At 44.7% G+C, this 12741-nt stretch carries 13 protein-coding genes; 5 read left to right on the top strand and 8 right to left on the bottom strand.

Going from position 1 to position 12741, the window contains the following annotated elements; genetic code table 11:
* The first annotated feature begins 189 nt into the window (after nt 1–189).
* Together SWP_RS22510 and SWP_RS22515 are read left to right on the top strand one after the other, a co-directional pair.
* Nucleotides 190–1986, top strand: a complete 1797-nt coding sequence (locus SWP_RS22510; RefSeq protein WP_020915022.1) for a DUF885 domain-containing protein — start codon at nt 190–192, stop codon at nt 1984–1986.
* Nucleotides 1987–2082: 96 nt separating this feature from the next.
* Nucleotides 2083–3060: an alpha/beta fold hydrolase gene (locus SWP_RS22515; RefSeq protein ID WP_020915023.1), complete on the top strand. Its 978-nt coding sequence runs from the start codon at nt 2083–2085 to the stop codon at nt 3058–3060.
* A 52-nt stretch (nt 3061–3112) separates the two neighbouring features.
* On the opposite strand, the gene flhA is transcribed toward SWP_RS22515, so the two are convergent.
* The 8 genes from flhA to SWP_RS22550 are packed head-to-tail and all read right to left on the bottom strand — an operon-like array spanning nt 3113 to nt 9581.
* The gene (flhA, locus tag SWP_RS22520; RefSeq protein WP_020915024.1) at nt 3113–5194 is read right to left on the bottom strand and encodes a flagellar biosynthesis protein FlhA; all 2082 of its coding nucleotides are present in this window, start codon (nt 5192–5194) and stop codon (nt 3113–3115) included.
* 15 nt (nt 5195–5209) lie between these two features.
* Nucleotides 5210–6343, bottom strand: a complete 1134-nt coding sequence (flhB, locus tag SWP_RS22525; RefSeq protein WP_044556198.1) for a flagellar biosynthesis protein FlhB — start codon at nt 6341–6343, stop codon at nt 5210–5212.
* A complete protein-coding gene (fliR, locus tag SWP_RS22530; protein ID WP_020915026.1) occupies nt 6340–7119 on the bottom strand; it encodes a flagellar biosynthetic protein FliR in 780 nt (259 codons plus the stop codon). Before fliR ends, flhB begins: the two co-directional genes overlap by 4 nt.
* A gap of 43 nt (nt 7120–7162) precedes the next feature.
* The gene (locus SWP_RS22535; RefSeq protein ID WP_020915027.1) at nt 7163–7432 is read right to left on the bottom strand and encodes a flagellar biosynthetic protein FliQ; all 270 of its coding nucleotides are present in this window, start codon (nt 7430–7432) and stop codon (nt 7163–7165) included.
* A gap of 4 nt (nt 7433–7436) precedes the next feature.
* Nucleotides 7437–7586 (bottom strand): hypothetical protein, encoded by a 150-nt coding sequence (locus tag SWP_RS24295; RefSeq protein ID WP_187148523.1) that lies wholly within the window; start codon nt 7584–7586, stop codon nt 7437–7439.
* 42 nt (nt 7587–7628) lie between these two features.
* The gene (fliP, locus tag SWP_RS22540; protein ID WP_020915028.1) at nt 7629–8357 is read right to left on the bottom strand and encodes a flagellar type III secretion system pore protein FliP; all 729 of its coding nucleotides are present in this window, start codon (nt 8355–8357) and stop codon (nt 7629–7631) included.
* 2 nt (nt 8358–8359) lie between these two features.
* Nucleotides 8360–8707, bottom strand: coding sequence for a flagellar motor switch protein FliN (fliN, locus tag SWP_RS22545; RefSeq protein WP_020915029.1), 348 nt, complete (start codon nt 8705–8707; stop codon nt 8360–8362).
* Entirely contained in the window at nt 8700–9581 is an 882-nt protein-coding gene (locus tag SWP_RS22550; RefSeq protein WP_044556199.1) for a FliM/FliN family flagellar motor switch protein, read from the bottom strand. Before SWP_RS22550 ends, fliN begins: the two co-directional genes overlap by 8 nt.
* Before the next feature lie 609 nt (nt 9582–10190).
* On the opposite strand from SWP_RS22550, the gene SWP_RS22555 reads away from it, so the two are divergent.
* Genes SWP_RS22555 through fliE form a run of 3 tightly spaced genes read left to right on the top strand, consistent with a single transcriptional unit; the run spans nt 10191 to nt 12695 of the window.
* Nucleotides 10191–11030 (top strand): MotY family protein, encoded by an 840-nt coding sequence (locus SWP_RS22555; protein ID WP_228371096.1) that lies wholly within the window; start codon nt 10191–10193, stop codon nt 11028–11030.
* The gene (locus tag SWP_RS22560; protein WP_020915032.1) at nt 11027–12334 is read left to right on the top strand and encodes a sigma-54 interaction domain-containing protein; all 1308 of its coding nucleotides are present in this window, start codon (nt 11027–11029) and stop codon (nt 12332–12334) included. Before SWP_RS22555 ends, SWP_RS22560 begins: the two co-directional genes overlap by 4 nt.
* A gap of 22 nt (nt 12335–12356) precedes the next feature.
* A complete protein-coding gene (gene fliE / locus SWP_RS22565) occupies nt 12357–12695 on the top strand; it encodes a flagellar hook-basal body complex protein FliE (RefSeq protein WP_020915033.1) in 339 nt (112 codons plus the stop codon).
* The last annotated feature ends 46 nt before the right edge of the window (nt 12696–12741 follow it).

A 12741-nucleotide genomic window follows, 5' to 3' on the forward strand; every position in this document is an offset into this window, starting at 1 on the left:
AGATAACCTCATAAAAAACCGGCTAAGGCCGGTTTTTTTGTACCTGCCGTATAACCCCTTATAAAGTCAGATAAGCTCAATCATAAAGGCCATACTTCTCATAACATTTGGTATAACTTTCCTACGTGACCTTTAACAACACAATAGGCATAATCGAGCTTACAATAATAACAAAATCACGGACATATCATGTATAAATACCTACTACCCTCGGTGTTAATTATCGGCTTAAGCGCCTGTCAAACCGCCCCAACCTCGTCAGTTAGCGAACCTAGCGCTACCACTGCGCCGATAAAATCACAGATAAACGCACAACTGCAACAAGCTATCGATACCTCTTGGCAGATCTCTTTAGATGAAAGCCCAAGCCTTGCCTACTCTTTGGGTGCTCAATCAGCGGCGGGAAAATTACAAAACTTATCACCAGAGTCACTGGCATCACTCAACCAGCGTCGCATTGAATTACTCAGCCAGATAAAAGCACTAAACCGAGCAGAGTTAAGTGCTGACGACGTTATTAATGCTAAAATCCTGCAGGACCAAGTACAGAATAGTGTTGACCAATATCGCTATAAAGATCACTACATTCCCCTGTCTGCAGAAAGTGGCTTTCATGCCTATATAGCTTCTATCTCAAAAGGGCGATTTGCAAAAGTTGAAGACTATCAAAATTACATCAGCCAACTTAAAGCGCTACCTACTTACTTTGCTCAGCAAACCTACTGGTTAAAACAGGGTCTTAAAGCAGGAATTACGCCGGCAAAAGTCACCCTTAATGGCTTTGAAACAAGTATCAGCGCCTTCATAGTGCCAGCAAAAGAAAGTGGTTATTACGGCCCTTTTACTGAGTACCCTGAGTATTTCACTGCCGCAGAAAAAGTCGCGCTCACCGAGCAAGGCTTAGCATTGGTTACAGATACCGTGCTACCAGAGTATCAAGCGTTTTACGATTTCATGGTCAATGAGTATATACCCAATGCCCGTAATGACATCGCCGCTTCAAAGCTACCCGACGGTGAAGCATTCTACGAAAATAGAGTACGTTACTACACGACTTTAGACATGACTTCAGATGAAGTGCATCAACTGGGGTTAAGCGAAGTTAAACGTATTCGCGCCGAGATGCAGCAGATCATCGACGAATTGGAGTTTGAAGGGAGTTTTGCTGACTTCTTACACTTCTTAAGAACCGATCCACAGTTTTACCCTAAAACGGCTGAGGAGCTACTAAAGGAAGCGGCCTATATTGCTAAGAAAGCCGATGCCATGCTACCTAAGTACTTTGGTAAGCTGCCACGCCAACCTTACGGTATAGCACCAGTGCCTGCGGAAATAGCCCCAAAGTACACAACCGGCAGATACTCTGGCTCCAACCGTGACGATGAGCCCGGCTATTACTGGGTCAATACCTATGCACTCGATAAACGCCCTTTGTATGAGATGGAAGCCCTAACATTGCATGAAGCGGTGCCTGGTCATCATCTACAAATCTCACTCAATCGTGAGTTAACCGATCTGCCTGATTTTAGACGTTACAGCTATATTTCTGCATTTGGCGAAGGCTGGGGACTTTACTCTGAGTACCTAGGGTTAGAGGCAGGGTTTTACCAAGATCCATACAGCAATTTTGGTCGCCTAACCTATGAGATGTGGCGCGCAGCAAGATTAGTTGTCGATACAGGCATGCATGCCAAAGGCTGGAGCCGTCAACAAGCGATGGACTTTATGGCAAGTAACACGGCCCTGTCGCTGCATAATGTTACCACCGAAATCGACCGGTACATCTCTTGGCCTGGACAGGCTCTGTCTTACAAGATTGGCGAGTTAACAATTAAGCGCCTGCGTGCTCAAGCCGAACAAGCACTAGGCGAGAATTTTGATATTCGAGCTTTTCACGACGCAGTATTAGCCAATGGATCAGTGCCAATGTCGATTCTTGAGCAGCAAATTAACGACTTCATCAAGCAACAGCAAGCCGCACTATAATAGCAATCAGTATATCAATGGCCGCAATAAGCGGCCATTTTATCCCCACAAGGAGTTTGCTACACTGCAGCTAACCTTATTCTTTAGATAATCATTATGCCGAATGCCGCTGAGCCCGCTCCATCATTAAGCACTGCAAGTTCCTTTTCATCAGAGCATCACCTCAATAGCCCAGAACAAACTGCATTTTGGCAGCAAGTGACTCAATCAAGTTTCAAAGCAAATGATGATGTCAGCCTGGCTTATGCCTGCATCATCAATCCAAATAGCATAGGAACAATTGTACTCAGTAGCGGCCGAGTTGAGTCCTATTTGAAGTATAAAGAGTTGATGTTTGATCTGTACCTGCAAGGTTACAGTTTATTTGCCATTGACCATCGTGGACAGGGCCTTTCCAGCAGAACAACCACAGATCCACATAAAGGACATATCGACAAATTCCAGCGTTATGTCGACGATTTTGGCGATTTTATCAACAAAGTTGTAAAGCCACAGCCAGAAGAAGATTACTTTCTAGTAGGACATTCCATGGGAGGCGCAATTGGTACTTTATACCTAGAGCAGCATTCAGGAGTGTTTAAAGCCGCCGTTTTTTCTGCACCTATGTATGGCATTAAACTACCTTTGCCTAAACGCTTTATTCGTTGGTTAGCAGCACGACTCGATAATCATAACAAACAGCAACCAAATTATGTATTGGGTGGCAAAGGTTACCATGCAGATGAGTTCGACAAGAACGATCTCACCAACAGTAAACTGCGTTACCAAGATTATCGCAAACTCTATGAGCAAGAGCCCAAGTTACAGCTAGGTTCGCCGACTAATCATTGGCTGGTAGAGTCAATCGACGCCGGCGATGATGCCATTAAGGCCGCACAGAATATTGATATTCCCTTGCTAGTATTGCAAGCTGAAGAAGACACTATTGTCAGTAATACCGCTCAAAAAAAAGCGGCTACAGGTCAATGCAAGCTGCTCAAAATTCCCTATGCTCGCCATGAAATATTCATGGAGCGCGATAAGGCCAGAAACCTAGCCCTAAGCGCACTGCTGGCATTTTTACAGCAAACTTAAACCCCCCTCATGCTCAATTGCTATTTGGCCTAATAGGTCAAATAGCAATTTATTATCCTAACTGCCCCGCCACCATTAGCTCTCGAGTCTCAGGGATCTCATTATATGACAGCACGTGCAAACCTCGGGCAAACGCTAATGCATACCGTGCCAAAATAGGTCTTAATTGCGGCGAGACCAGCAGCAATGGGCTATGACCATGCTCTTTTGCTTGCGCCAGTAACTCTGGCATCCTTTGCTGTAACTGTGCCAGTAGTTGCGGATCAACCGGAAAACTATCCAGTGCAACCTTGCCCTGCTGCTGGGCTTGGTTAAGCGCAGTGATCAGGGTCTGTTCCAACTCTGGCGCCAAGGTCATCACATTCAATTTAGGCTCTGCACCGACGATTGAGTGCAAAATTGTATTTCTCAGTGCGCAGCGAACATCTGCCGCCAGCAATACTGGATCTTTACTATTCTCGCTGCAATCAAGCAAAGTAGTAGCAATGGTGCGAATATCTTTCAAAGAGACCTGCTCTTTCAACAGCAACCTAAATACTTTGAGCTGTAAAATAGGAGGTAGTGCAGCATTAAGCGACTCAGCAAGCTTAGGTGATTGTTTCGCTAGGCGATCGCTCAATGCCAGAACGTCATCATGCTGCAACATATCTGGAAGTGACTCCCGGATCAATTTACTAACATGGGTGGCAATCACAGTGGCATTGTCTACAACTGAATAGCCGAGGTTAAGCGCATTGGCTTTAGCTTCTTGTTCAATCCAAGTTGCGTCCATCTGATAAGCAGGCTCTTTGGTAATAACACCATCTATATCTCCAAATACAGGACCACTTTTAATTGCCATCAACCGCTCAGGATCCAGCTCTGCAGATACCACAGGGTTACCCATTAAACTGATTTGATACGCATTCGGGGCTAACGACAAATTGTCCCTAACTCTAACTTCTGCCAGAAGAAAACCAGCCTGTTCAGACAGCGTTCTGCGTATCCCCGTTAAGCGCTTTTGCAGCTCGGCACCTTTGCTGCGCTCAACCAAGTGTACCAAGCGATATCCCAGTCTTACTTCAATCAAATCAGTGAATGGCAAAGCATCCCAACTAGGGGCCGAAGGCTCACTTAAGTTAGTTTCGATTTGAGCTTCGACTTTCGACTCTGCTATCACAGGATTGCGCTGACTCTGTTTCCAGGCAGAAAAACCAAGTAAAGCGGCAAAGGCTAGAAAGACAAAAGTAGGCATTCCAGGTACTAAGCCTAAGATCAGCATGACGATGGCGGCCGTGGCTAATGTTTTAGGGTTAGCCAGAAGTTGTTGTCGCAACTGCTCGGGCATCTCTTCGGCGTCCGAGACACGCGTAACAATGATCGCCGCAGCTGTCGCTAATAACAGTGATGGGATCTGCGCCACTAAGCCATCGCCAATCGTCAGTAAAGCAAAGGTTTTAAAGGCTTCGGCTGCACTAAGGTCATGCATGAAGACCCCAATAGCGAGACCGCCCAGCATATTGATGGCTAAAATTAGAATCCCTGCAATGGCATCACCACGAACAAACTTGGAGGCACCATCCATAGAACCGTAGAAATCAGCCTCGCGTGCCACCTCTTGTCGACGATCTCTTGCTTGCTCTTGGGTCAAGATCCCCGCATTTAGATCGGCATCAATTGCCATCTGTTTACCGGGCAATGCATCGAGTGTGAAACGCGCTGACACTTCAGAAATTCGTTCGCCACCTTTAGTGATCACCACAAAGTTGATGATCATTAAGATCAAAAATATTACCGCACCAACCACATAGTTGCCGCCAATCACCACCTCACCAAAAGCTTGAATCACTTTACCAGCAGCATCACCACCTTGATGCCCTTCTATCAATACCACCCGCGTAGAAGCAACATTCAAGGTTAAGCGCAAAAGCGTCGCCAGTAACAACACTGTAGGGAATACCGAGAACTCTAGTGGTCGCCGAATCGATACGCCAACAAGTAACACCATCACCGCCAATACAATATTGAAGGTAAAGAGAATATCCAGTAGGAATGGCGGTAAAGGTAAAATCACCATTGCCAAAATGGTGAGTAGCATAATCGGAATGCCGATATAGCTTGGACTGCCGGAAAAAGTGCGCGAGAACCAGTTCATGAAATCGAATATCCTTTAGTCGTGTCGTAAGTTTTTCGGAATAAAAAAGTGTGGTAACGGCTCGGGCTGAGCTTGCTTACCCTGTCTTGCGGCTTTGATTTGCAGCACATAAGTTAAAACATGAGCAATTGCGATAAAGAGCGCTGCGGGGATCTGCTGATCCACTTTTGTAGAGTAATAAATAGCGCGAGTTAGTGGCGGCAGCTCAATAACCTCGACATCATGGCGTTTAGCCACTTCACGCATATGCAGCGCGAGCTCATCTGTGCCTTTTGTCAGCACATAAGGCGCGTCAGCTTTATCAATGTCATATTTAAGTGCTACAGCATAGTGGGTCGGATTAACTAACAACACATCGGCTTTTGGGACTGATATATCGGCTCGAGACCGACTAATACGTTGTTGCATTTGTCGTATTTTCGCTTTGATTTCAGGCTTGCCATCTTGCTGCTTATGCTCATCTTTCACCTCCTGCAGAGACATTTTTAGCTCATTGTGGTGATGCCAATATTGGTAAGGCACATCAATAAAGGTAATAAGCAGTAGACCGAGCCCTAGAAAAAACATCCCAAGCGATAACATCTCGATGCCTTTAGATACCGCTTCATCTACCGGTAACTGATTAAAGCTCAGCAATGTTTGTAGATTTTTCTCAAGAAAGAGCCACATAATGCCCATCAACAACACAATCTTCAGAATCGACTTAACTAACTCAACTAAAGACTTCACCGATGCCATTCGACCTATACCGGCGATAGGATCAATTCGGCTGTATTTAAATGCCGCATTTTTAAAGTTAAATATTGGCCCACCAGGCATTGCTCCTGCGACCATAGCGATCAAGGCAACCATCAGAAAAAGCGGCCCAAGTATATTCAGCACCTCTAATAATGATTGCCCTAAGTGGCGCATCATCATGCCAGGCTCATCCAGTTGCGCCTTGGTAAATGACATATTGGTACGCGTCATCTTTGCCACTTTAGCAGCAATCCAATCCGCACTGGTGGTCAGCATTAATGAGCAGCCAATAATAAGTGCCGATGAAGCGAGGTCTTTAGAGCGAGGAACTTGGCCTTCACTCTTAGCCTTTTTAAGCTTCTGTGGTGTGGCTTGTTCAGTTTTACTTTGGCCACTATCTTTATTGCTCATGGCACACCACCAATAAATTGATACATGGCCGAGAGAGCATCTAAACACAAGTCACTATAGCGACTAGGTAGCCCGCTAAAAGAGAAGAACACACACAAAAGGCCCATTAGCATCGACATTGGGAAGCCCAAAGCAAACACATTTAAAGAGGGCGCAGCGCGGCTTAACACCCCAAAAGTGACATTCACCATTAACATCGCCAGCACAGCAGGTAGTGCCAACATGAATGAAGCCGCAAAAATCCAACTTATTCGGCCAATGAGTCCCATTAAAGGCAGGTCAAACACCCCCATCCCAATCGGCCAGAGTCGAAAACTGTCAACCAAGATGCCCAACGCCACGAGATGACCATCCAATGCAAGAAAAAGCAGCGTGCCATAAAGCAAAAACCACTGCCCTAGAATAGGGTTCGAGCCGCCATTTGCCGGATCATTCATGATCGCCATTGCTAACCCCATCTGCATTGACATCATCGCGCCGACTAGGGACATAACATGGATCATAATGGTCAAGAATAACGCCAACATAAAACCAACCAACAGTTGCTCTATGCCGAGAAACAATGCTTGTAGCGAGATAGCATCCACTTCAGGAAAAGGTGGCAGAATTGGCGCAATCAATACCGAGATGCTAATGGCTAAAAGAATACGCACCATCACAGGAACATAGCTACTGCCCAGAAACGGCATCACCATAAAGGCGCCCATAATTCGACAAAACGGCCACCAAAATGTTGCTATAAAGGTACTGATTTGCACCGCAGTGAGCGACAGCATTAAGCGCGTGCCTCTGCCAAGATTAACGTCCGCGCCATCTTCATCAACCTATGATATGCGGAATATTGAGGAATAAGCGTTGAAACAAGTCGCTTATCTGCTGTAATAACCACTCCCCTGCAAAGAGCACCATCAATAAGGTCAATACCAGTCGCGGCAAAAAGCTAAGGGTTTGCTCATTCACCTGTGTAGCCGCTTGAAATACCGCAATCAACAGACCAACCAGTAATCCAGGAACAACCAGCACCCCGACCATCGCCACCACCAAAAAAATAGCTTCTGCAAACATAGATGTCAGTTCATTTACATCCATATTTCTACCCGTTCCTGTACAGCAGAAAGTTGATGACCATCAACCAATCATTGACCAGCACTAATACAATCATTAGTACTCCCGATACCATGAAACAACCATCACCAATCGAAGCCCAAGGGCTCTGTTGTTGCTCTGTGCCTCTAATACTCATCAGCATTTTCCTTTCTAATAACCCAATACCAAGTTAAGGCAGCTAACCATAACTCGCCACGAGGGTGCTCACTGTCATTGACCAGCCATCAACCAGTACAAAAACCATTAACTTGAATGGCAAGGAGATAATCAAAGGAGAAAGCATCATCATCCCCATCGACATCAACACACTGGCGACAACCAGATCGATCACCAAAAAAGGCAGGAAAAGTAAAAAACCTATCTGAAACGCTGTTTTTAGCTCGCTCAACACAAATGCAGGCATCAATACGAAAAATGGGATCTCATCGGCAGTAAGTGTTGTTGGCTCATCCGCTATTTTTAGCATCTGTTCAAGATCAGTCTCACGAGTTTGAGCCAGCATAAATTTTCGTAGTGGTACCTCCGCCTTAACAACGGCCTCGGTTAACTCGATTTGGCCTAGATCATATGGTAAGAAGGCTTCGTCATAGATTGCTTGCCCCACGGGCCGCATGATGAAAATGGTCATCACTAGCGCGATCCCGATCAATACCTTGTTTGGTGGGCTCTGCTGCAAACCCAAAGCCTGACGTAATATTGCTAATACCACTATGATGCGAGTAAAGCTTGTCAGCATCATTAACAGTGCAGGTAAAAAGCTTAACACTGTCATTAATGCCAAGATCTCTAACTTCACGTTTACTGATTGGGCTTGGGCTCCATCGCCTAATGTAAATAGCGTAAAACCATCATTGGCGTATGCACTAGAGGAAAAGCCAACAAGAAGCAGAAGCAAAACTCGCCACATAATTAGTCGTTGGCTCCGGTTAGGCTAATCGCCTCAACTTCCAGTAAACGCACACCGTACCGCCCATTAACCTCTACAACCTCTCCGCGGCCTAACAGTGCGCCATTAACTCTGATATCTAGCGGCTCGCCCACCATTCGATCTAAGGCGACGACATCTCCCTCGCCCATCTGAGTCAGCTCTCCCAGTGACATCTCAGCACTGGCTAACTCTAACGTGACCTGAACCGGCAGCTGATGAAAAAAGGACATATCTTTTTTAGGCTTTGGCTGTGCGCTAGCGCTATTTTCACTAAAAAATTCGTCATCAAGTAAAAAATCTTCATCTTGCAAAATGTTTTGTTCAGCCATTGGATTGTTCCTCTGTTTGAAAGGCTTCTTGTGTCAATTTGGCAACCATTTGCCCTTCATGAGCATGGACGGTGGCGTAAAAAATAGGCCGTTTACCCACAGTTACTGGGCAGCGAGAATGCAAATTCATCGGTAAAATATCACCGACTTTAAGCTGCTGTAGCCCTGTCACAGGTATACTCTGCTGCCCCAATTCAAGCATGACTCTAAACGGCAGTTGTTTGAGACTCTTTGCCAGTTTGTCATTCAAATCCGGATCGGCTTGGTATTGACTTGGCTGCTCAGCCATCAAACCTAAAAGATACTCAGCCATGTAAAAGCGGATGCCAGGACCTATATGGGCAATAGGAAAATTCAGCTCACAACATACAGGAGCTTTTATCGGAGTAGTGTTAGTTATCAGCTCAAGTTCCAGCTCATCAGTATCAATATCAGCAACTGGTAAAGTATTTATCGCCGCCAACATCAGTCTTTTAACTAAACGAAATTCAGATTGGCTTGGCGCTCTAAGAGGCGATTTAGCAGCACTCGTAAAGCTGCCGTAATAACCACTTGCAAGCTGATCTAAAGTGCATTTATCTATTTTCCACCAGCCTAACTCAATGCGCTGATAGCTTAGTAAAAACCAAGCATGGTGAAGCTCTGGTGTTATAGCATCAGATTTAGCCGACATGACCACTTGAGATAAAGCATGATGTCCCTGCCGAATAATTGGATTCAACAGCTCATTGACTGCGTCCATCATAGGGCGCTGACAATGTGTCAATTGTATCAATAATCGACTTCTTGCAAGTTTCTCTTTTAATAAAGCAACAGGCCTTACTTCTACATTATTAGATTGTTTTACCAGCTTTGCTTTCGCGGTTGTTTTCATTATAAACCTTGTAACAAAGAATACTGCCAAATAACCGACAGACACAAATTAATAGTTATTAAATTGACTAACGACAACTTAATGACGCAGCATTTAAAACAGAATTACATAGTAATACCTAATACAAATAAATAGAACTTAAAAAATAAAAAAACAAAAATACAGCACACAATTAATTTTAGAGGAGTAATTAAAGCGACCGATACAACGAAAACTTTAATTTTATTTTAAACATTTTTAAAATTTCCCAAAAAATCTGTAAGTACGCAATAATCCACCAAAAAAATAACCGCAGACGTTATTTACCCCTAACATATACATGAAAAAAACTTAGCTTTGTTACACTTTGTATATAATTTGCCAGCTTTTTAAATCATGACACAAATAAACATAAACCAGCCTTTCTTAATATGGGGTTATTTTTATTAATAAAGAGAATAAATTGTTTTACATACTTCGACATTATGTGTTTAATTGTCAGCTCCTAGCAGCAACTAAAAACAAAAATAACTGTAAAGGGATAAAACTGAGGATTATTAACAATTGAAACCACTAGTTTATAAGCTAAACTATTTATTAGTTATTTATATCGCATTCATAAATAATGCTATGGCTTTAACAACAAATTACCAAACACCTCTTGAGCAAGCACAATGGCAATTTTCAGGGGATGTTTTTGGCTGTGTCATTACCCACAATGTTCAGAGTTTTGGCTCGCTATCGCTGACCGCACAGCCAGGTGAACCTTTAGCGCTAATATTAGCGGCAGATTGGCTCAGTATGAATAACACCCACAGCCAAGCATCGGTGGTGTCACCAGCGTGGAAAAATCATACCTCACAGCGAGAAGCGACAACGTCTTTAAAATGGCAAGGGAATCAAGCCAGCAGCAAACAGTCGATCGCCCCCTTTTTAGAGGCTCTAGAACAAGGCCTCAAATGGGAAGTCTCTATTAATAGCACGGATGGTAGTCAATATAGAGTTGATTCAACTCCAGTAGCAACAAGAGCTGTAGCCAATAATTTTCGCTTGTGCAGACAAAAGCTACTGCCTAAACCATTTAGTTACGTTCGCAGGTTAGATCTTCTATTCGATACCAGCTCTAGCCATCTAAATACAGTTCACAGCAAAGATTTAGTCGCCGTATCTCGCTACATTGAAGCCGACAGCACCATTGCAGAGGTACTTATAGATGGCCACGCGGATGCTTCAGGCAACCGCATAGCCAACCTAGTGCTGAGTAAAGAACGTGCTGATGAGGTTGCATCGATGCTAATTGAGCTTGGCGTGCCTGCAAGGATGATCCAAGTCAGACACCATGGAACCCGCGCCCCGATTGCAGCTAACAATAACCAGCAGGGACGGGAGTTAAATCGTCGGGTCTCGATACGTTTAGTTAAAACTTCAGCTCAAACTGCCTCAAGTTTGACTTCAGGAGCATCACAATGAACCGTTCGAGTTTAAGATTTGTAGACTCTAGTTTGCCTGAAGCAAGCCTAGCGAAACTGACACTACAAGGCTTTAACCTTTGGCAAGATCCTGACAGCTCTCGCCCTTGGCTAAGTTTGGTCAACCTTTCAGAGTGTGACAATACAGAAGTGGATCGACGCTTGCGTCAGTTTCCAGGCAAGCATCAAGTAGCACTGCTGAACCCCGAACAAACGGAGCTGGCTAGCATTGCCATGCAGTCAGGAATTCAAGATTACTTATTGTTACCCATTGATGACGAGCAACTCAGTTCGCTGTTGCATCGATTACGCCGCATAGAGCTACCCGAAAACGATCTCGTCAGCGCTGCTCGCGAAAGTCGACAACTGCTGATGCTTGCTCATCGTGCCGCCATGACAGAAGCAACCGTCTTATTAACCGGAGAAAGTGGCACAGGCAAAGAACCTATTGCTCGGTACATTCATCGCCATTCAAATAGAGCCAAGCAACCTTTTGTCGCAATCAACTGCGCCGCGATACCGGAAAGCATTTTAGAGTCCTTGCTATTTGGTCATGTCAAAGGTGCTTTTACTGGCGCGATGAACGAACAGCCAGGTAAATTTGAAATGGCCAATGGTGGCACCTTGCTGCTTGATGAAATAGGTGAAATGCCACTTTTACTACAAGCCAAGTTATTGCGCGTTTTACAGGAAAGAGAGGTCGAGCGCTTAGGAGGGCACAAATCAATTCCTTTAAACATTCGGGTAATTGCGGCTACCAATAAAGACCTTCGCAGTGCAGTTCAAAATGGTCAATTCAGAGAAGACCTTTTCTACCGTTTAGATGTATTGCCGCTAAAAATTCTACCTTTACGCCAACGCCGAGAAGACATTCTGCCGTTGGCGGAGCACTTTTTACAGAAGTACAAAATGCTGGCCGGTGAACAGAGCTGTTACTTCAGTGATCAGGCTAAAAATTTACTGTTGAGCCACAATTGGCCAGGAAATGTGCGCGAGCTAGAAAACACCATCCAAAGAGCATTAGTAATGCGTCGTGGACAGGCTCTGCAAGCTGCAGAACTCGGCCTTGTCGACCAAGATGCTCAACCTTATAGCGAACAAAGCGAGCTGGGCTTAAAGGCATCTAAGCGTCGAGCTGAATTTCAATACATCATCGACACTTTAAAACAGCACAACGGTCATCGCAATCAAACCGCCTCAGCTCTAGGAATGACTACGCGAGCCTTACGCTACAAGCTAGTTCAGATGCGTGAAGAAGGTATTGATATCGACCAGATCCTTGCAGAAATTGGTCACGCTGCTTAACAATATTTAAAAGAGAAAACTCATGTCTAATGCAATTTCCATCAGCGCTGATTCGATGATGCAACAACTAAGCATTCACTCGGAAATGGCCAAAGGCGCAATAAAGGTCAGCCCCAACCCGGCAGATTCAGGTATGCACGCCCCCTCTTTTACCGATTTGATGCAAGAGAAAGTTGCCGCGATTAATACCGACCAAAATGCCTCATCGGCACTAATGCGTGCCGTTGATAGTGGAGAAAGTGATGACTTAGTGGGGGTAATGGTCGCTTCTCAAAAGGCCAGTCTTTCCTTTTCTACCATGATCCAAATTAGAAACCGTCTAGTGCAAGCATTCGATGACGTAATGAAGATGCCAATCTAATGATGCATATAAAGCAGTGTCACCACAGGCAATATGTTCAAACTAC

Origin of the sequence: Shewanella piezotolerans WP3 (assembly GCF_000014885.1) — a bacterium.
GTDB classification, from domain to species: Bacteria; Pseudomonadota; Gammaproteobacteria; order Enterobacterales; family Shewanellaceae; genus Shewanella; species Shewanella piezotolerans.